The organism is Pseudomonas sp. GW821-FHT09H03, from assembly GCF_059415945.1.
The window spans coordinates 223,539-242,497 of record NZ_JBWKOF010000002.1; the positions used below are offsets into that span (position 1 = coordinate 223,539).

The window sequence follows — 18,959 nt, forward strand, 5'->3', positions numbered from 1 at the left end:
GAAATGAGCTTAAAAAGTTGTTTCAAGCGCTTTCAGGTCTGTAACAGGAAGGTGACCGGGCCATCATTGACCAGGTGCACCTGCATATCCGCGCCGAATCTACCTGATGCCACAGTGCCATGCACCTGTTTCGCTTTGCTTAATAGATAGTCGAACAGCTCCTCGCCCAAAGCAGGAGGGGCCGCGGTCGAAAAACTTGGACGCAGGCCGCTTTTAGTGTCTGCGGCCAGGGTGAACTGAGAGACCAGCAGCAACCCGCCGCCCACATCCGCCAGGGACAGATTCATCTTGCCCTCGGCGTCACTGAACACCCGATAGTTAAGCAGCTTATGCAGAAGTTTGTCGGCGCTCGCCCGGGTGTCCCCCGGTTCCACTGCAACCAGAACCAGCAAGCCCTGATCGACGGCACCCACCACCTCACCTGCTACCTCGACGCGCGCGCCGCGCACGCGTTGCAACAAGCCTTTCATGCTTCTTCGGGCGGCAAGTCGAGCAGGCGCCGTGCCATCTGGTCGGTGGCCCGCACCAGCGCGTCAGTGATCCCCGGTTCGGAGGCGGCATGGCCGGCGTCGCGAATGACTTGCAGCTCGCTGTTCGGCCAGGCCTGGTGCAATTCCCAGGCATTATCCAACGGGCAGATCACGTCATAACGGCCATGCACGATCACACCCGGCAAGTGGGCGATCTTGCCCATGTCGCGAATCAACTGGTTCGGCTCAAGGAAGGCGTTGTTGCTGAAGTAATGGCATTCGATGCGGGCAATGGACAATGCACGTTGCGGCTCGGAGAAACGATCGATCACCAGCGGGTTCGGGCGCAATGTCGCGGTGCGGCCTTCCCAGGTCGACCAGGCCTTGGCCGCATGCATCTGGGCAATTTGATCGTTGCCAACCAGGCGTTTGTGGAAGGCGGTGAGCAAGTCGTCACGCTCGTCCAATGGGATTGGCGCGATGTAGTCCTGCCAGTAATCGGGGAACAGACGGCTGGCACCGGCCTGATAGAACCATTCGATTTCCTGTGGACGGCAGAGAAATATCCCACGCAGGATCAAGCCGTGCACACGCTCCGGATGGGTTTGCGCGTAGGCCAGTGCCAGGGTCGAACCCCACGAACCGCCGAACAGCACCCACTTGTCGATGCCCAGGTGCTGGCGAATCCGCTCCAGGTCGGCGACCAGATCCCAGGTGGTGTTGTTTTCCAGGCTGGCGTGAGGCGTGGAGCGACCGCAACCGCGTTGATCGAAGGTGACGATGCGATAGATGTTGGGGTCAAAGAAACAACGACTCTGGGCATCACAACCGGCGCCGGGGCCGCCGTGAATGAACACCACCGGCAAACCTGCCGGTGAACCGCTTTCGTCGACGTAGAGGGTGTGAGTTGCATCGACGGCCAGATCGTGCCGGGCGTAGGGTTTGATCTGCGGGTACAAAGTCTGCATTGCGCACTCCGTAAGGGGTCGAGGTCATCCCTGGGGGGACTTCTATTATTCTGCCGTTGGGCATCATAAACCCGAATTACGTCGGTGAGCATGCACATGTAGGAGCGAGCCTGCCCGCGAAGAACCTGAAGGCGCCGCATTCATCCAGGCAGCCCTCGTCATCGTTAACGTCCATCGCGAGCATGCTCGCTCCTACAGAGGGGTACGTTTAACGCTGGTAGCGCTTGTCGCCCCAATCCAACAACCCTTGCAACAACTCTTTCAAGACCACCCGCGTCGGCTCCGCCAGATCCGGCCGGTAACGGAACGGCTCGAACTCTTCCATGTAAGTGCACTGCCCCAACTCCAGCTGCACGGCATGGATATTCTCGGCCGGGTTGCCGTAATGCCGGGTGATATGACCACCCTTGAAGCGCCCGTTCAGTACATGGCTGTACTCCGTGTGACGGGCGCAGATGGCTTCCAGCCCGGTCGCCAGCTGAGGATCGCAACTGGCGCCATTGAAGGTGCCAAGGTTGAAGTCCGGCAGCTTGCCGTCGAACAGGTGCGGGATGATCGAGCGGATGGAGTGGGCATCGAACAACAGCGCGTAGCCGAACTCGGCCTTCAGCCGTGCCAGCTCGTTCTGCAAGGTACTGTGGTACGGCGTCCAGATCTGCTCCAGATAAGTCGCGCGCTCTTCTTTCGAAGGCTCCAGCCCCTCGCGGAACAACGGTATGCCGTCGAACAGCGTCGCCGGGTACAGACCGGTGGTGGCGCCCACGTACAAAGGCTTGTCGTCGGACGGCCGGTTCAGGTCAATGACGAATCGCGAATATTCGGCGGCCAGGGTGCTGGCACCCAGCTTGGCGGCGAAATCGTAAAGCTGCGGGATATGCCAATCGGTGTCCGGCAGGCTTTTCGCGTCGGGAATCAATCCGGCTTCCACCGCCGGGGTCAGACGCACACCGGCGTGGGGCATGCTGATCAGCAGCGGCACGCGGCCTTGTTTGAAGTTCAGAACCTTATCCACAACGCTCTCCTACAGGCTTGTCTCGACGCCGTGACGCACGACGCGTTTTTCCAGGTCGCCGCCCAGCCAGTACGACAGATCGGCCGGGCGATCGATTTGCCAGGCGACGAAATCAGCGACCTTGCCGGCCTCCAGCGAACCGTGGGTAGCGGCCATGCCCAGCGCGGTGGCGGCATGAATCGTGGCGCCGGCCAGGGCTTCTTCCGGGGTCATGCGGAAACAGGTGCAGGCCATGTTCAGCATCAGGCGCAGCGACAGGCCCGGCGAGGTGCCCGGGTTGAGGTCGCTGGCGATGGCGATTTTTACCCCGTGTTTACGCAAGGCGTCCATTGGCGGCAACTGGGTTTCGCGCAGGAAGTAGAACGCGCCCGGCAGCAGTACGGCCACCGTACCGGACTCGGCCATGGCAATGGCGTCCTCTTCGGTCATGAACTCCAGATGATCGGCGGACAGGGCGTGGTAACGCGCCGCCAAAGTAGAGCCGTGCAGTGACGAAAGTTGCTCGGCATGCAGTTTCACGGGCAGTCCGAGTTTTTGCGCAGTGACGAATACGCGCTCGACCTGGGCCGGCGAAAACGCCAGGTATTCACAGAACGCGTCCACCGCATCTACCAGCCCTTCTGCAGCCAGGGCCGGCAGCATTTCCGCGCAGATGTGATCGATATAATCGTCGGCGCGATCGGCGTATTCCGGTGGCAAGGCATGCGCCGCCAGGCAGGTGCTGCGCACGCTGACCGGCAGTTCGGCGCCGAGGCGACGCGCCACGCGCAGCATCTTGCGTTCGTTGGCGAGGTCCAGGCCGTAGCCGGATTTGATCTCGATGCTGGTGACGCCATCGCGCATCAGGCTTTTCAGGCGTTTGGCCGCGCTGATGAACAGTTCGTCTTCGCTGGCTGCGCGGGTGGCACGCACGGTGCTGGCAATGCCGCCGCCGGCCGCCGCGATTTGCGCGTAGCTGACGCCTTGCAGACGCTGCTCGAACTCACCGCTGCGGTTGCCGCCGAAGACCGTGTGGGTATGGCAATCGATCAGGCCCGGAGTAACCCAGGCCCCCTTCAAGTCATTGACCGCCGGGTATTCGCCCGCCGGCAGTTCGGTGCGCGGTCCGACCCATTCGATAAGCGCACCGGATGTCACGATGGCCGCATCCTCGATGATCGAGTAGACGCCTTGGGCCATGGTTGCGACGTGGCAGTGTTGCCAGAGGGTTTTCACTGTTGGCCTCCGTTGGGATTCGTTTGGCGGGGAGCCCTCAAGAGCCCCCTCACCCTAACCCTCTCCCGGAGGGAGAGGGGACTGACCAGGTTGAATGTTCGATGTACTGCGACCTGAAATTTCGAGCCGAACTCAGGCCTGGAAAAACACGAAGATCTAAACCCTTTCCTCATGCGGGTGGGAACTGACCGTGTTGCTTGTCCGGTTTGCATCCACCTGAAACCTCGAGTCGAACCCAGACCTGGAAAAACATGAAGATCTGCTCCCTTTCCTCTTGCGGGAGAGGGAACTGACCGTGGTGTTAGTCAGGTCGGCATCGTCCCTAAACTCGAGTCGAACTCAAACCTGGAAAAACCTGAAGATCTGCTCCCTTTCCCCCTCTCCCCCCCTGGGGGAGAGGGTTGGGGTGAGGGGGTTGGTTCTTACAGGCTCGGCAGCAACTTCGCCGACACCAGTTCGTTCAGGCAGCGCGAAGCCAACAACTCAGTGGCTGCATTAATGTCCGGAGCAAAGAACCGGTCCTTCTCATAAAACGGCACTTCCTTACGCAAAATCGCCCGAGCCTTCTCAAGCGCTGGCGAAGTCTTCAGGCCATTGCGCAAATCCAGCCCCTGAACCGCCGCCAGCCATTCCACCGCGAGAATCCCGCGGGTGTTTTCGGCCATTTCCCACAGGCGCTTGCCCGCAGCCGGGGCCATGGACACGTGGTCTTCCTGGTTGGCGGAAGTCGGCAGGCTGTCCACCGAATGCGGATGGGACAGCGCCTTGTTTTCGCTGGCCAGTGCCGCTGCGGTCACCTGGGCGATCATGAAGCCGGAGTTCACGCCGCCATTGGCCACCAGAAACGGCGGCAGTTGCGACATGTGCTTGTCCATCATCAGCGAGATGCGGCGTTCGCTCAGGGAGCCGATTTCAGCGATGGCCAGGGCCATGTTGTCGGCGGCCATGGCCACCGGTTCCGCGTGGAAGTTACCGCCGGAGATCACGTCGCCTTCAGCGGCGAACACCAATGGATTGTCCGATACGGCGTTGGCTTCGACAGCCAGCACTTCGGCCGCCTGACGGAACTGGGTCAGGCAGGCGCCCATGACTTGCGGCTGGCAGCGCAGGGAGTACGGGTCCTGGACCTTTTCGCAGTTCTCGTGGGAGTCGGACACTTCACTGCGCTCGCCGAGCAAATCGCGGTAAGCGGCAGCGGCGTCGATCTGGCCTTTCTGGCCACGGGCGGCGTGGATGCGCGCATCGAACGGCGAGCGCGAGCCCAGCACGGCTTCAACGGTCAGGCCACCGAGGGCCAGGGCGCCGGCGAACAGATCTTCGCCTTCGAACAGGCCACGCAGGGCGAAAGCGGTGGACACCTGAGTACCGTTAAGCAGCGCCAGGCCTTCTTTCGCGGCCAGGGTCAGCGGGGTCAGACCGGCGACTTTCAGCGCTTCGGTCGCTTCCATCCACTCACCCTTGTAACGCGCCTTGCCTTCACCCAGCAGCACCAGCGACATGTGCGCCAACGGTGCCAGGTCGCCGGATGCACCGACCGAGCCTTTGAGTGGAATGTGCGGGTAAACCTCAGCGTTGATCAGGGCGATCAGCGCGTCGATCACCACCCGGCGGATACCGGAGAAACCACGGCTGAGGCTGTTGACCTTGAGCACCATGATCAGCCGCACCAAGTCATCGCTGATCGGCTGGCCGACACCGGCGGCGTGGGACAGCACCAGCGAGCGCTGCAGGTTTTCCAGATCTTCGCTGGCGATACGGGTCGAAGCCAGCAGGCCGAAACCCGTGTTGATGCCATAGGCGGTGCGGTTCTCGGCGAGGATCTGCTCCACGCAGGCAACGCTGGCTTCGATCTGCGCCGAGGCGCTGTTGTCTAGGGTCAGTGTCACCGGTTGCTGATAAACGTCACGCAGCTGAGCAAGGCTCAACTGGCCGGGAATTAGGTTTAGGGCAGTCATTTTTGGCTCCTTGTATGAGTTTCGTCTCTTGTGTAAAGAGACCTACCAGTCGCTCCGGAGATATCCGTTGTCCGTCGCCTCCCCCTTTTTAAGGGGGCTGGCGCCTTGGCACGCTGGTTTTGTATGGAAATCAGTTCAGATTCGGTAAGGTTTTGTGCAGCAAATTCGCGTCTTTCAAAACACTGGCAGCGGCGGCAATGTCCGGTGCCAGCCAACGGTCCTGATCATAAGCCGGGACACGCTCGCGCAGCAGACGCCAAGCGGCATCGGTACCAGCGCCAAAACTCTGCTCTTTCAGAAACTCGAACGCCTGGGCCGCCAGCAGATACTCGATAGCGAGGATCTGCGTGCAGTTTTCCAGTGCCTGATGCAGTTTCAAGGCAGCGTTGGTCCCCATGCTCAGGTGATCTTCCTGCAGGCCCGAAGTGACGTAATTGTCGAGCACCGCCGGTTGCGCCAACTGACGGTTTTGCGCACACAGCGAGGCGGCAACGTATTGCACGATCATCATCCCGGAGTTCACGCCCGGGTTGGCCACCAGGAACGCCGGCAATCCGCTGACGTGCGGGTTGATCAGGCGGTCCAGACGACGCTCGGCAATCGAGCCGATTTCCGCCATGGCGATGGCCAGCAGGTCCGCCGCCAACGCCACGGACTGGCCGTGCGGGTTGGCCTGGGACACCACGCGATAATTGTCTGGAGTGCCCAGCACCATCGGGTTGTCGCTGATGCCGTTGAGTTCCGTTTCGATCTGCCTGGTCGCATGAACCAGCTGATCACGGGCGGCGCCGTGCACTTGCGGAATAGAACGAATACTCAAGGCATCCTGGGTGCGAATGCCTTTGCTCTGGGCGATGACTTCGCTGCCTTCGAGCAATGCCCGCAGGTTGATACCGACCTGCTGCATGCCCGGGTGCGGCTTGAGCGCGATGATCTCGGCATCGAACGCGTTGATCTGCCCGCGCTGGGCTTCAAAGCTCATGGCGCCGATCACATCAGCCCAGTGCAGCAGGCGCGTGGCGTCGGCAATTGCCAGGCAGCTCAGGCCGGTCATGCACGGCGTGCCGTTGACCAGGCACAGGCCATCTTTGGCGCCAAGCTTGACCGGTTGCAGCCCTTCTTCCGCCAGGGCCTGCTGCGCGGAAACGATCTGGCCGCGATAGCTGACATTGCCGACCCCCAACAGTGAAATACCGATGTGGGCCATGTGAGTCAGGTAGCCGACGGAGCCTTGAGATGGCACTTGTGGGGTGATGCCATGGTTGAGCAACGCCAGCAGCCCTTCGACTACCTGCCGGTGCAGGCCGGACTTGCCGTGGCTGTAATTGATAATCGCGGCGCAGATGATTGAGCGGGTCTGCTCGTCGGTCAGCGGCGCGCCGACGCCGCAGGCGTGACTGAGCAAAGTATTGCGCGACAACTGGCTGAGTTGCTCGTCATGCAGCGAGACGTTGCACAGCGCGCCCAGGCCGGTGTTGATGCCGTAGGCATTCTCGCCGCTGGTGACGATGCGCTGGACAATGGCTTGCGCGTTTTCGATGCGTGCCCAGATCGGTGCCGACAGCTCAAGCCGTGCGCCATGACGAGCAACGGCGACCACGTCCTGCCAAGTGACCTGCGCTTCGGTGATAACGATTTTTTCAGCCTGGGACATTTTGAACCTCATCCAAATATTGATGCAGCTTCACCGCCGCCTTCGCGAGCAAGCCCGCTCCCACAGGGGGATTGCATTCCAAATGTGGGAGCGGGCTTGCTCGCGAAGGGGCCCGAACAGCCACCGAAAATCTCTTAAACCACCGCCGCCCGGCGCTGCACAAAGCGGTCGACATACTCATCCGCCGGCGAATGCAGGATCTCCCTCGGAGTGCCGACCTGAATCAGGCGGCCGTCCTTGAGGATCGCAATGCGGTTGCCGATGCGCACGGCCTCGTCGAGGTCGTGAGTGATGAACACGATGGTCTTGTGCAGGGTCTTTTGCAGCTCCAGCAACTGGTCCTGCATCTCCGCACGAATCAGCGGATCAAGGGCGCTGAACGCTTCGTCCATCAGGATGATGTCAGTGTCCGCCGCCAAAGCACGGGCCAGGCCCACACGTTGACGCATGCCGCCGGAGAGCTGATGCGGGTATTTGTTTTCGTAGCCCTTCAGGCCCACGGTGTTGATCCAGTGCAGCGCGCGTTCGCTGCACATGGCCTTGCTCTCGCCACGGATCTTCAGGCCATAGGCAACGTTGTCCAGCACGCTCTTGTGCGGCAACAGGCCGAAGCTCTGGAATACCATGCTGATCTTGCGCCGACGAAATTCGCGCAGGGCGTCCATGTCGTATTGCAGGATGTCCACGCCGTCCACCAGGATCGCACCGCTGGTCGGGTCGATCAGGCGGTTGAAGTGACGCACCAGTGTGGACTTGCCGGAACCCGACAGGCCCATGATCACGAAGATCTCGCCGCTGCCGATGCTCAACGACAGGTCGTTCACGCCGACCACGCAGCCGGTTTCGGACAATACCTGGTCCTTGGTCTTGCCCTGGCCGATCATGGCCAGCGCATCCTTGGAACGGTTGCCGAAAATCTTGAAGACGTTTTTGACTTCGATCTTGCTCACGGTTGCGTTGTTCATTTGCTCACCTCATGCCGTGCCCGACCGTACGCCTGAGTAATGCGGTCGATCACCACAGCCAGAATCACGATCGCCAGACCGGCTTCAAGGCCACGTCCGACGTTGAGGGTCTGAATCCCCACCAGCACGTCTTCACCCAGGCCACGGGCGCCGATCATCGAGGCAATCACTACCATCGACAGGGCCATCATGGTGGTCTGGTTGATGCCCGCCATGATGCTCGGCAGCGCCAGCGGCAGTTGCACACCGAACAATTGCTGCCAGCGGTTGGCACCGAAGGCGTTGATCGCTTCCATCACTTCGCCGTCAACCTGGCGAATGCCCAGATCGGTCAGGCGGATCAACGGTGGCGCGGCGTAGATCACCGTGGCGAAAATCGCCGGGACCTTGCCCAGGCCGAACAGCATCAGTACCGGGATCAGGTACACGAAACTCGGCATGGTCTGCATGATGTCGAGCAACGGCATCAACACTGAACGCAGGCGATTGCTGCGGGCCGAGAGAATGCCCAGCGGTATGCCGATCAGCACCGAAATGATCGTCGCCACCATCATCAGCGCCAGGGTTTGCATCAATTTGTCCCAGAGGCCGACCGCGCCGACCAGGAACAACAGACCGACGATCACGGCGGTGGTCACCACCTTACGTGTCGCGTGCCAGGCCACGCCCGCCACGATGGCCAGCATCAGCCACCAGGGCGCAGCGCGCAGCAACCCTTCAAGATTGACGATGGCCCACAACAGAGTGTCGGAGATGTGCCGGAACACGTCACCGTAGTTGGTGACCAGCGAATCGACCCAACTGTTGACCCAGTCGGCGATGGAAAAGGTAAAGCTTTCGGGAAACATAAGAGACTCTCAATCAAGGGGTTGCGATCAAGCCTCCGACTGCCGGTTACGACAGTCGGAGAGGCCGGACCTACAAGGCCGCGTCGATTTTCTTGGCTGCGTCTTCACTAACCCACTGGTGCCAGACTTCAGGATGTTCCTTCAGGAAGATCTTGGCCAGTTTTGGTGATTCGATCCGCTCCTTGGCCATGCGACCGAGGTTCTCGTTCAGCAGTTCGATTGGAACGTTGACCTTTTCCAGCACGGCCACCAGCTCCGGCGCTTCGTCGTGGAAAGTCTTGGACAGACCGACCTTGATATCCACGGCCTTGTTCACGCCTGGTTTCTCTTCAAGTTTCACGACGTCGATCTGGCCCATCAGCGGCGTTGGCGACCAGTAGTAAAACAGGATCGGCTCGCCACGCTTGTAGCTCGACAGCACCGCGGCATCCAGCGCCGGGCCGGTGCCTGGACGGAAGTTGGTGTAGGTGCTTTCCAGGCCGTAGCTTTTCAGCATTTCGCTGTTGTCGAGCTCACAGGTCCAGCCGGCCGGGCAGTTGTAGAAACGGCCCTTGGATGGCTCTTCGGCGTCTTTGAATACCGCCGCATATTTGCCCAGATCGGCAATGTTCTTCAGGTCCGGCGCCTTGGCTTCCAGCTTGCGCTTGGCGTCGCCTTCGATCACATAGCGCGGTACGTACCAGCCTTCGATGGCGCCGACAATAGGAGCGCCGATACCAACGACTTTGCCGGCCTTCTCGGCCTTGTTCCAGACCTCGCTGCGACCGACCCACTCTTCGGCAAACACCTGGATATCGTTACTGCTCAGGGCGTTTTCCATGGTAATGGAGTTGCCGGGCAGGCTGTCGGTCTTGCAGTCGTAGCCTTTCTCCAACACGACTTGCAGCACATCGGTCAGCAACATGGCGCTTTCCCAGTTCAGGCCGGCAAACTTCACCGGTTTGCCGGACTCGCACCAGCCCGCCGCCTGAGTGGCGCCAGCGCTGGCCAGCAGGCCCATGGAAAGCAACGTGGTCAGCAGGGTCTTGTTCGATTTCATTATTGTGACGCTCCTAATCATGAATTGGCTTACGGCAGTCAAGAGGCATCCAGCCCTGTCCACATCCAATCAGGCCTGCGCCGCGGCGCGACCGACACTCAGCTTTTGTTCGATATCGCGTCCTGCTCGACGGCAGGAACAAACGATCCAGGGTTGCGCTTTGATTCAACCGGGAATTCGTTGTGAAACCGTTTTCCATGGCGCTGCTTTTTTGTGGGAGCGGGCTTGCTCGCGAAAGCGGCGTGCCAGCCAGTACAGATGTTGAATGTACCGGCCTATTCGCGAGCAAGCCCGCTCCCCCACAAAGCAGTTTGCACAGGTTAGTTTTACTTGCCGGTAATCATCGGCAGGTTCAGCCCTTGTTCCTTGGCGCAGTCAATTGCGATCTGGTAGCCCGCGTCGGCATGGCGCATGACACCGGTCGCCGGGTCGTTGTGCAGGACGCGAGCGATACGCTCGGCCGCTTCGTCAGTACCGTCGCAGACAATCACCATGCCCGAGTGCTGGGAGAAGCCCATGCCGACGCCGCCGCCGTGGTGCAGGGAAACCCAGGTCGCGCCGCTTGCGGTGTTGAGCAGTGCGTTGAGCAGTGGCCAGTCGGACACGGCGTCGGAACCATCCTGCATCGATTCGGTTTCACGGTTCGGGCTCGATACGGAACCTGAGTCCAGGTGATCCCGACCGATCACGATGGGCGCGGACAACTCGCCGCTGCGGACCATTTCGTTGAACGCCAGGCCGAGCTTGGCGCGCAGACCCAGGCCAACCCAGCAGATACGTGCCGGCAAGCCCTGAAAGCTGATGCGCTCGCGGGCCATGTCCAGCCAGTTGTGCAGGTGCGCGTCGTCCGGGATCAGTTCCTTGACCTTGGCGTCCGTCTTGTAGATGTCTTCAGCGTTACCCGACAGTGCAGCCCAGCGGAACGGGCCGATACCACGGCAGAACAGCGGACGGATGTAGGCCGGTACAAAGCCTGGGAAGTCGAATGCGTTTTCCACGCCTTCTTCTTGCGCCATCTGACGGATGTTGTTGCCGTAGTCGAAAGTCGGTACGCCCATTTTCTGGAAGTCGAGCATCGCTTTAACGTGTACGGCCATCGATTGCTTGGCGGCTTTGATTACAGCGGCTGGTTCAGTCTTGGCGCGTTCGCGGTATTGATCCCAGGTCCAGCCGGCCGGCAGGTAGCCGTTGAGCGGGTCGTGGGCGCTGGTCTGGTCAGTGACCATGTCCGGGCGAACGCCGCGCTTGACCAGTTCCGGCAGGACTTCTGCCGCGTTGCCCAGCAGGGCGATGGAAATCGCTTTACCTTCGGCGGTGTATTTGGCAATGCGGGCCAGAGCGTCGTCGAGGTCGGTGGCTTGTTCATCGACGTAACGGCTTTTCAGGCGGAAATCGATGCTGACCTGCTGGCATTCGATGTTCAGCGAGCACGCACCGGCCAGGGTTGCGGCCAGAGGCTGGGCGCCGCCCATGCCGCCCAGGCCAGCGGTCAGTACCCATTTGCCTTTCAGGTCATCGTTGTAGTGCTGACGACCGGCTTCGACGAAGGTTTCGTAGGTGCCTTGGACGATGCCCTGGCTGCCGATGTAGATCCAGCTGCCGGCGGTCATCTGGCCGTACATGGCCAGGCCTTTGGCATCGAGTTCGTTGAAGTGCTCCCAGCTCGCCCAGTGCGGCACCAGGTTGGAGTTGGCGATCAATACGCGCGGTGCGTTGCTGTGAGTCTTGAACACTCCGACCGGCTTGCCGGATTGCACCAGCAGGGTCTCGTCGTCGTTCAGGTTGGTCAGGCTTTCAACGATCTTGTCATAGCATTCCCAGTTACGTGCCGCACGACCGATGCCACCGTAAACCACCAGCTCCTTAGGGTTCTCGGCGACTTCCGGGTCGAGGTTGTTCATCAGCATGCGCAACGGCGCTTCGGTCAGCCAGCTTTTGGCGGTCAACTTGTTACCGCGGGCAGCGCGGACTTCGACGTCACGAAACTTGGTCATCTTGTTGTCAGTCACGAAAGAAACTCCTCAGCGATCAATCCAAACCAACCCTGGCGGTGGGTAAGCCAGCCTGCGCGCGTCAAAGCGCCACAAGCGAATCAGTGGACGTTGCGGGGAGTCTCGGTCGACTCATACGCATACGTCTTTACTTGTACATACAAGCATATGCAATCGAGCGGCCAACTTGCTGGATGCGCAGTGGAGAAAAATTCTGAAACAGCTGGAGAGCGCCTGAAACAGGGGTTCTGGCGAAGATGAATTTTTTCTGGGGGATATTCTGCAAGCGATGTTGGTTGTTACTTGAACGTGGTTTTGCGCCACGCTGGGGCGTTCGGTAACAAAGTAGTGCGGGTTTTGAAACAAGAAATGTGAATGCTTTTGTGGTGAGGGGGCTTGCCCCCGTTCGACTGCGAAGCAGTCGCAAACCGACTTGTGCGGTGCATCCGAAAAGATTCGGCCGCAGGCTTTGGGGCCGCTCCGCGACCCAACGGGGGCAAGCCCCCTCACCACAATGAAATTTCGCTAGCAGCTGGATCAGTGTGCAGCCAGCTCAATCACACAGCAGTCAGCGTTGACGCCGATCTCGACCAACCCATTGTTACCGACCAGTTGCAGACAATCATGCCGACCCAGTTTCGAAGCGCCGTTACCGACCACCACTTCCAGCGCATCGCTGTTGCTGAACACCAACACGGTGCCCGCCGAACTGAAGAACCGCTGCTCCCCCTTCAACCACTGCAACCGCGCGGCATAACGCTGCGGCGCATAAATCAGGTTGAAGTCGCGAATCGGACTACCCAGTAATGTGCAGGACACGTGGCTTTCGCCACTGAAGGCAAACGGATCCAGTGGTAACAGTGCTCGAGTGTTCCGACCATCCACCGACAGGGTCATGCCGTCGCCCTGCAACACGGTGATGATCCGCTCGTAACCGGCAAACATGGAAAACCCGCCCGATTCACCGATATCGGCAATCGACAAGCGCCAGCCGAAACCATCCAGGCCGGTGCCGGCATCGCGGGTGATTTCTTCGGTGCTGCCGCCGCCGTTTTTCCATGGCATGCGCGGGTAATCCTTGGCGCGTAAAACTTTCAATTCGCTCATTTGTGGAACCGACCTTCAAGTCGATGACGGGAACCAGGGTGGATAAGACGAGCGGCGGTCACCGGCTGTCGGCCGGACCATGTGCGACGACGGATCAGCAGGCACGGCTCGCCTTTTTCAATCTGCAGCAATTTGCATTCGGACGACTCGGCCAGGATCGCCTCGACCACGTGCTCGCCTTCGGTCAGCGGCGCGACCTGGTTCAGATAGGCATATGGCGTTTGCAGGGTGAAATCCTGCTTGAGGTAGTCCGGCGCTACGAGCGCATTGACGAAGCGATCTTCGATTTGCACCGGAATATCGTTTTCGAAATGCACGATCAGCGAGTGAAACACCTTCTGGCCTTCACGCATGTCCAGGGCCAGCGCACGTTCGGAACCGGCGGCCTCTTCTTCAAGCGTGATGACCTGACAGGTGTGGCGATGCCCACGGGAAGCGATTTCGTCGGCGATGTTGTGTACTTCAAACAGCGCTGACTGGCTTTTGGGCTCGGCGACGAACGTACCGACGCCCTGCATGCGCACCAGCAGACCATCGGCGGTCATCTCGCGCAGGGCACGGTTGATGGTCATGCGGCTGAAGCCCAACTGGCTGACCAGCTCGCTTTCCGACGGCACGCGGTAATGCGGCGGCCAGTTTCCACTGTCGATTTGCTGGGTGATCATTTGTTTGACGCGGGCGTACAAGGGCGCCGGACTGTCGCCCATGTTCGCGGCCAACGGAGAGACTGGAGGCGGAGTCGGCACGGTTGATCCCTGTTATTTGTTGGAAGATTGCTAGCTTGCCGGAGTTTACCGGGCAGGCAAACGTCTGTATATGTATATACAAATAACACACGATGGGGTGCTGAACCATGTCCGCCTTCTTTGCCGAACGCGCGCTGCTGCCTAATGGATGGGCCAACAATGTACGTCTTGAGCTCAGCGCCGATGGCGTCCTGACCCATATCCAGGCCGATTCACATGCAGATGGCGCCGAACGGCTGAGCGGTCCGCTGCTGCCGGGCATGCCGAATCTGCACTCTCACGCCTTCCAGCGCGCCATGGCCGGGCTGGCGGAAGTGGCGGGTAATCCGAACGACAGTTTCTGGACCTGGCGCGACTTGATGTATCGCCTCGTCGGAAAGATCAGCCCGGAGCAACTCGGCGTGATCGCCCGTCAGCTGTATATCGAAATGCTCAAGGCCGGTTACACCTCGGTCGCGGAATTTCATTACGTACACCACGACACCAATGGCCAGCCTTATGCCGATCCGGCCGAGCTGGCCCTGCGCATCAGCCAGGCAGCCAGCTCCGCCGGGATCGGCCTGACCCTGTTGCCGGTGCTCTACAGCCATTCCGGTTTCGGTGGCCAGACGCCGAACGACGGCCAGCGCCGCTTCATCAACAGCACCGAAAACTACCTCAACCTGCAATCGCGTTTACAGCCGCTGCTGGCGCAGCAACCGGCACAGTCCCTGGGTTTGTGTTTCCACTCGTTGCGCGCGGTGACTCCGCAGCAGATCAGCGAAGTACTGGCGGCCAGCGACAAGCAGTGCCCGGTGCATATTCATATCGCCGAACAGCAGAAAGAAGTCGACGATTGCCTGACCTGGAGCGGTCGTCGCCCGCTGCAGTGGCTGTACGAAAATACCGAAGTCGACCAGCGCTGGTGCCTGGTCCACGCCACCCACGCCAACCCGGAAGAAGTCACGCTGATGGCCAGGAGTCGCGCCATCGCCGGCCTGTGCCTGACCACCGAAGCCAACCTCGGCGACGGGATTTTCCCGGCGGTGGATTTCCTGGCCCAAGGCGGGCGCATGGGCATCGGTTCCGACAGCCATGTGTCGTTGAGCGTGGTGGAAGAGTTGCGCTGGCTGGAATATGGCCAGCGTCTGCGTGACCAGCGTCGTAACCGTTTGTATGGCGCGGATCAGCCGATGGTCGGCCGTACCTTGTTCGACGCCGCGCTGGATGGCGGAGCGCAGGCACTGGGCCAGCCGATTGGTGCTCTGGAGGTTGGTAAACGTGCCGACTGGCTGGTGCTCGACGGTAACGACCCGTACCTGGCGACGGCAGATGGTGACGGGATTCTCAATCGCTGGCTGTTTGCCGGAGGCGATCGTCAGGTGCGCGATGTGCTGGTCAACGGCCAGTGGGTGGTGCGAGATGGGCGCCATGCGGCTGAGGAAGAAAGCAATCGCGCTTTCACCCAGGTCCTGCGCGAACTACTGGGCTGACAAGAAATAAAAAGTGGGAGCGGGCTTGCTCGCGAAGGGGTCGTAACACTCAACATCTTCGTTGAATGTTAAACCGCCTTCGCGAGCAAGCCCGCTCCCACATTGGTTATGTGGCGAGGTTTATCAGTTTGAGGTCTCGGCCATCTGCGTGTCAGACGTACGCCAGATCAACCGGGTCGTGTCGTACCCTTGCTGACGCGCCTTGCTCAGCAGCTCCTCGCGAACAACGCCATTGACCTTCGGTGTGCGTGACAACAGCCACAGATACTTGCGACTCGGGTCACCGACAATGGCCGTCTTGTAGTCGTCGCTGACGTACAACACCCAGTACTCACCTTTCGCCACGCCCGGTATCAGCCTGGAGAACCAGGTATCGAACTCGACCCACAATTTGTCGGTCTTGCCTGGCACCTGTGGATAAGCCGTGCCCTTGACCTCTTTCCATTGCCACTGCGCTGTCAGGCACCGGTTCAGCACCGCTACTTTGCCGTCAGGCAAGAGCGTGTAATGGGCCTCCGATTGTGCGCACTCGTTCTGGAAGAACATCGGCAGACGGGCCAATTCGTACCAGGTGCCCTGATAGCGCTTGAGGTTGACGCTGTTGGCAGTCTTGGGCGCCAACGGATCCTGGCCAGACGTGGCACAGCCAGCCAACACCAGGCTGGCAAAAAGGATGATCAATAACCGCTTCATTATTCTTCTCCCGTGGGCACGTAGCCCCGGTTTACTTCAGGCCTTGGCCGGAAAACATCAGCACTTTGTCACCGGCGAACTGCACACTGATAAAGCTTTTCTGGTCGCCCCAGGTACAGCTGGACATGCCGAGCGCGCCTGAACAATCGGTGGGTTTGCCCAGCAGGGTCTCGACTTCCGTCTTGGCCATGCCGGCCGAGAGCTTCGAGTAATTTTCCTGATTGACCTTGCTGCATGCAGCCAGCAGCACGCAGAACGAAAGCAGGGCGATGGATCGCAGCGACATGGGGTAACTCCGGGTACGAGGATATTGGCATGACTGCCAAGCTGAAGCTTAGAAGTGAAAACCCCCATCTGGTTCCCTGCCCGGCAGGCTATTTATTGGTCCACTCGTCTGCCTTTTGCCGAAATATCAGCGACTTTCCCGCCCTTTGGGATATTTCGCCGGTTTTAATTGAAACGGCCTAATCTTTGGCGCTGCCCAGTCGACATAAATGCAACGCAAAACCACGCCCGTGGCCCTTGCCCCCTTTTTTTGTTGACCAGCCCTTCTGCGGTAGCGCACCCAATGACCCGAAACATGAAATTCAGCCACAAGATCTTGCTGGCTGCCGCCCTCGTGGTGGCCGTCGCATTCGCTTGTTTCATCCTGTTCAACGACTATCGCCAGCGCCAGACCCTGCGCAGCAGTACCGAAGCTTCGATGCAGGAACTCGGCAGCCTGACCACCAGCAACATCCAGACCTGGCTGGAAAGCCGCATGCAGTTGCTGCAATCGATGGCGCAACAGGTCAGCGCCGACGGCAATGCCGCTGCCAGCCTGAAACGCATCATCGACCTGCCCGCCTACACCGCCAATTTCCAGCTCAGTTATTTCGGTGGTGCCGACGGCGTGATGTTCTCGGTCCCGGCGGGCAACCGCGCGGCGGATTACGACCCGCGCGCCCGCGGCTGGTACAAGGCCGCCAATGGCGCCCGACAAACCATCGTCACCGAGCCTTACATCGCGGCCTCTTCCGGCAAACTGGTCATCACCGTGGCAACCCCGGTGCAACACCAGGGCCAGATGATCGGCGTCGCCGGTGCCGACATCGACCTGTCCAGCGTCAGCGCGACCATCAACTCGCTGAACTTCGGTGGGCACGGCCATGCGTTCATCGTCAGTGCCGACGGAAAGATCCTGATCCACCCGGACAGCAAACTGGTGCTCAAAAGCCTGAGCGAGGCCTACCCGGGCGACACACCAAAAGTCCGCCCGGGCATGCAAGAAGTGGAGATCGACGGCAAGCGCCAGTTCATCACCTTTACACACGTCAACGGCGTGCCGTCGGCGGACTGGTTCGTCGGCCTGGTGCTCGACCAGGACACCGCCTTCTCGATGCTCAGCGAATTCCGCACCTCGGCGATCATCGCCATGGTCATCGCTGTGGTGATCATCATCGTCCTGCTGGGTATCTTGATCAGCCTGCTGATGCAGCCGCTGCTGACCATGGGCCGAGCCATGCATGACATCGCCGAAGGCGATGGTGACCTGACCAAACGCCTGACCATTCACGGTCATGACGAGTTTGGCGCGCTGGGCATGTCGTTCAACCGTTTCGTCGAACGCATCCACGCCTCGATCATCGAAGTTTCGTCCGCCACCGGCCAGGTCAACGAAGTGGCGTTGCGCGTGGTGGCGGCTTCGAACTCGTCGATGTTCAACTCTGACCAGCAAGCCTCGCGCACCAGCAGTGTCGCCGCTGCGATCAATCAGCTTGGCGCCGCCGCGCAGGAAATCGCCCAGAACGCCGCCCTCGCCTCCCAGCATTCGAGCGACGCCCGCTCCCTGGCCGAAGATGGCCAGCAGGTTGTGGATAAAACCATCGCGGCGATGCAGCAGCTCTCGGCGAAGATCAGCGACTCGTGCGGCAACATCGAGACGCTCAACAGCAACACGGTCAACATCGGGCAGATTCTGGAAGTGATCACCAGCATCTCCCAGCAGACCAACCTGCTGGCACTGAACGCGGCGATCGAAGCGGCCCGCGCCGGTGAAGCTGGACGTGGTTTTGCGGTAGTGGCCGATGAAGTGCGCAATCTCGCCCATCGCACCCAGGATTCAGCGCAACAAGTACAGACAATGATCGAAGAGCTGCAGGTCGGTGCCCGGGCGGCAGTGGGCATCATGACCGACAGCCAGCGCCAGAGCGAAAGCAGCGTAGGTATCGCCAACCAGGCTGGAGAACGACTGGGCAGCGTGACCCAGCGCATCGGTGAGATCGACGGCATGAACCAGTCGGTGGCGACCGCCACTGAGGAGCAGACGGCTGTGGTGGAGTCGATCAATGTCGACATTACCGAGATCAATACGCTGAATCAGGAAGGCGTGGAGAACCTGCAGGCTACCCTGCGAGCGTGCGCCGATCTTGAGCAGCAGGCGGCGCGATTGAAGCAGTTGGTGGGTAGTTTCCGGATCTGAAGATCAAGAGCCAGGATCAAGAGCTACCCCCTCACCCCAACCCTCTCCCCCAAGGGGGAGAGGGGAAAGGGAGCCGATCTTCGATGCTTTCAAATCCTGAGTTCGACTGAAGAGTTTCAGGTCGATGTTTCCAGACTAAACACCTCGGTCAGTCCCCTGTCCCACAGTGGAGAGACGGGAAAGGGAGCCGATCTTCGATGCTTTCGAATCCTGAGTTCGACTGACGAGTTTCGCGTCGATGTATCCAGACTAAACACCTCGGTCAGTCCCCTGTCCCCCAATGGAGAGAGGGAAAAGGGAGCCGATCTTCGATGCTTTCGAATCCTGAGTTCGACTGACGAGTTTCAGGTCGATGTTTCCAGA

17 protein-coding genes and 1 pseudogene are annotated in these 18,959 nt (G+C 60.1%); 4 read left to right on the forward strand and 14 right to left on the reverse strand.

Annotated elements, in window-relative coordinates; all coding sequences use genetic code 11:
• Window positions 1–32: 32 nt before the first annotated feature.
• The 12 genes from dtd to hutC form a co-directional block, all read right to left on the reverse strand.
• Window positions 33–470 carry a D-aminoacyl-tRNA deacylase gene (gene dtd / locus AC07OG_RS03660; RefSeq protein ID WP_060542593.1) on the reverse strand — a complete coding sequence of 146 codons (438 nt, stop codon included), beginning with the start codon at window positions 468–470 and terminating at the stop codon, window positions 33–35.
• A complete protein-coding gene (gene pip / locus AC07OG_RS03665; RefSeq protein WP_060542592.1) occupies window positions 467–1,438 on the reverse strand; it encodes a prolyl aminopeptidase in 972 nt (323 codons plus the stop codon). Before pip ends, dtd begins: the two co-directional genes overlap by 4 nt.
• A gap of 208 nt (window positions 1,439–1,646) precedes the next feature.
• The gene (gene hutG, locus AC07OG_RS03670; RefSeq protein WP_495066243.1) at window positions 1,647–2,450 is read right to left on the reverse strand and encodes an N-formylglutamate deformylase; all 804 of its coding nucleotides are present in this window, start codon (window positions 2,448–2,450) and stop codon (window positions 1,647–1,649) included.
• A 9-nt stretch (window positions 2,451–2,459) separates the two neighbouring features.
• Complete coding sequence (gene hutI / locus AC07OG_RS03675; protein ID WP_495066244.1) at window positions 2,460–3,665, reverse strand: imidazolonepropionase; 1,206 nt, start codon at window positions 3,663–3,665, stop codon at window positions 2,460–2,462.
• Between the two features lie 422 nt (window positions 3,666–4,087).
• Window positions 4,088–5,620 carry a histidine ammonia-lyase gene (gene hutH, locus AC07OG_RS03680; protein ID WP_495066245.1) on the reverse strand — a complete coding sequence of 511 codons (1,533 nt, stop codon included), beginning with the start codon at window positions 5,618–5,620 and terminating at the stop codon, window positions 4,088–4,090.
• A 130-nt stretch (window positions 5,621–5,750) separates the two neighbouring features.
• A complete protein-coding gene (locus tag AC07OG_RS03685) occupies window positions 5,751–7,274 on the reverse strand; it encodes an HAL/PAL/TAL family ammonia-lyase (protein WP_495066246.1) in 1,524 nt (507 codons plus the stop codon).
• 134 nt (window positions 7,275–7,408) lie between these two features.
• Window positions 7,409–8,239 carry a quaternary amine ABC transporter ATP-binding protein gene (locus AC07OG_RS03690; protein ID WP_060542587.1) on the reverse strand — a complete coding sequence of 277 codons (831 nt, stop codon included), beginning with the start codon at window positions 8,237–8,239 and terminating at the stop codon, window positions 7,409–7,411.
• On the reverse strand, window positions 8,236–9,087 hold the full coding sequence (locus AC07OG_RS03695) for an ABC transporter permease (protein WP_008018927.1): 852 nt from the start codon (window positions 9,085–9,087) through the stop codon (window positions 8,236–8,238). The genes AC07OG_RS03690 and AC07OG_RS03695 overlap by 4 nt, the downstream gene beginning before the upstream one ends.
• Window positions 9,088–9,157: 70 nt before the next feature.
• Entirely contained in the window at window positions 9,158–10,126 is a 969-nt protein-coding gene (locus tag AC07OG_RS03700; RefSeq protein WP_060542586.1) for an ABC transporter substrate-binding protein, read from the reverse strand.
• A 326-nt stretch (window positions 10,127–10,452) separates the two neighbouring features.
• On the reverse strand, window positions 10,453–12,120 hold the full coding sequence (gene hutU, locus AC07OG_RS03705; RefSeq protein WP_156465531.1) for a urocanate hydratase: 1,668 nt from the start codon (window positions 12,118–12,120) through the stop codon (window positions 10,453–10,455).
• Window positions 12,121–12,654: 534 nt separating this feature from the next.
• Window positions 12,655–13,224, reverse strand: coding sequence for a HutD/Ves family protein (locus AC07OG_RS03710; protein WP_495066247.1), 570 nt, complete (start codon window positions 13,222–13,224; stop codon window positions 12,655–12,657).
• The gene (gene hutC / locus AC07OG_RS03715) at window positions 13,221–13,931 is read right to left on the reverse strand and encodes a histidine utilization transcriptional repressor HutC (RefSeq protein WP_177336984.1); all 711 of its coding nucleotides are present in this window, start codon (window positions 13,929–13,931) and stop codon (window positions 13,221–13,223) included. The genes AC07OG_RS03710 and hutC overlap by 4 nt, the downstream gene beginning before the upstream one ends.
• Window positions 13,932–14,077: 146 nt before the next feature.
• Between hutC and AC07OG_RS03720 the strand changes: the two genes are divergently transcribed.
• Window positions 14,078–15,442, forward strand: a complete 1,365-nt coding sequence (locus tag AC07OG_RS03720; protein ID WP_495066248.1) for a formimidoylglutamate deiminase — start codon at window positions 14,078–14,080, stop codon at window positions 15,440–15,442.
• A 123-nt stretch (window positions 15,443–15,565) separates the two neighbouring features.
• Here the strand turns inward: AC07OG_RS03720 and AC07OG_RS03725 are convergent, their stop codons facing one another.
• Window positions 15,566–16,135 carry a lipocalin family protein gene (locus tag AC07OG_RS03725; RefSeq protein ID WP_060542581.1) on the reverse strand — a complete coding sequence of 190 codons (570 nt, stop codon included), beginning with the start codon at window positions 16,133–16,135 and terminating at the stop codon, window positions 15,566–15,568.
• A 31-nt stretch (window positions 16,136–16,166) separates the two neighbouring features.
• The gene (locus AC07OG_RS03730; protein ID WP_060542580.1) at window positions 16,167–16,421 is read right to left on the reverse strand and encodes a hypothetical protein; all 255 of its coding nucleotides are present in this window, start codon (window positions 16,419–16,421) and stop codon (window positions 16,167–16,169) included.
• Window positions 16,422–16,450: 29 nt separating this feature from the next.
• Between AC07OG_RS03730 and AC07OG_RS03735 the strand changes: the two genes are divergently transcribed.
• From AC07OG_RS03735 to AC07OG_RS03745, 3 genes and pseudogenes are all read left to right on the forward strand, one after another.
• Window positions 16,451–16,603 (forward strand): hypothetical protein, encoded by a 153-nt coding sequence (locus AC07OG_RS03735; protein ID WP_495066249.1) that lies wholly within the window; start codon window positions 16,451–16,453, stop codon window positions 16,601–16,603.
• 235 nt (window positions 16,604–16,838) lie between these two features.
• Window positions 16,839–17,741 (forward strand): annotated as a pseudogene (locus tag AC07OG_RS03740) (HAMP domain-containing protein); the annotation flags it as partial.
• Window positions 17,742–17,831: 90 nt separating this feature from the next.
• Window positions 17,832–18,596: a methyl-accepting chemotaxis protein gene (locus AC07OG_RS03745; protein ID WP_412071740.1), complete on the forward strand. Its 765-nt coding sequence runs from the start codon at window positions 17,832–17,834 to the stop codon at window positions 18,594–18,596.
• Window positions 18,597–18,959 lie beyond the last annotated feature (363 nt).

Bases quoted from the DNA above. Each gene is read 5' to 3' on its own strand.
- pip (WP_060542592.1), bottom strand. From the start codon at position 1,438: ATGCAGACTTTGTACCCGCAGATCAAACCCTACGCCCGGCACGATCTG.
- AC07OG_RS03685 (WP_495066246.1), bottom strand. From the start codon at position 7,274: ATGTCCCAGGCTGAAAAAATCGTTATCACCGAAGCGCAGGTCACTTGG.
- AC07OG_RS03695 (WP_008018927.1), bottom strand. From the start codon at position 9,087: ATGTTTCCCGAAAGCTTTACCTTTTCCATCGCCGACTGGGTCAACAGT.
- hutH (WP_495066245.1), bottom strand. From the start codon at position 5,620: ATGACTGCCCTAAACCTAATTCCCGGCCAGTTGAGCCTTGCTCAGCTG.
- AC07OG_RS03730 (WP_060542580.1), bottom strand. From the start codon at position 16,421: ATGTCGCTGCGATCCATCGCCCTGCTTTCGTTCTGCGTGCTGCTGGCT.
- AC07OG_RS03745 (WP_412071740.1), top strand. From the start codon at position 17,832: ATGTTCAACTCTGACCAGCAAGCCTCGCGCACCAGCAGTGTCGCCGCT.
- AC07OG_RS03700 (WP_060542586.1), bottom strand. From the start codon at position 10,126: ATGAAATCGAACAAGACCCTGCTGACCACGTTGCTTTCCATGGGCCTG.
- dtd (WP_060542593.1), bottom strand. From the start codon at position 470: ATGAAAGGCTTGTTGCAACGCGTGCGCGGCGCGCGCGTCGAGGTAGCA.
- AC07OG_RS03720 (WP_495066248.1), top strand. From the start codon at position 14,078: ATGTCCGCCTTCTTTGCCGAACGCGCGCTGCTGCCTAATGGATGGGCC.
- AC07OG_RS03710 (WP_495066247.1), bottom strand. From the start codon at position 13,224: ATGAGCGAATTGAAAGTTTTACGCGCCAAGGATTACCCGCGCATGCCA.
- AC07OG_RS03690 (WP_060542587.1), bottom strand. From the start codon at position 8,239: ATGAACAACGCAACCGTGAGCAAGATCGAAGTCAAAAACGTCTTCAAG.
- hutC (WP_177336984.1), bottom strand. From the start codon at position 13,931: ATGGGCGACAGTCCGGCGCCCTTGTACGCCCGCGTCAAACAAATGATC.
- AC07OG_RS03735 (WP_495066249.1), top strand. From the start codon at position 16,451: ATGACTGCCAAGCTGAAGCTTAGAAGTGAAAACCCCCATCTGGTTCCC.
- AC07OG_RS03725 (WP_060542581.1), bottom strand. From the start codon at position 16,135: ATGAAGCGGTTATTGATCATCCTTTTTGCCAGCCTGGTGTTGGCTGGC.
- hutU (WP_156465531.1), bottom strand. From the start codon at position 12,120: ATGACCAAGTTTCGTGACGTCGAAGTCCGCGCTGCCCGCGGTAACAAG.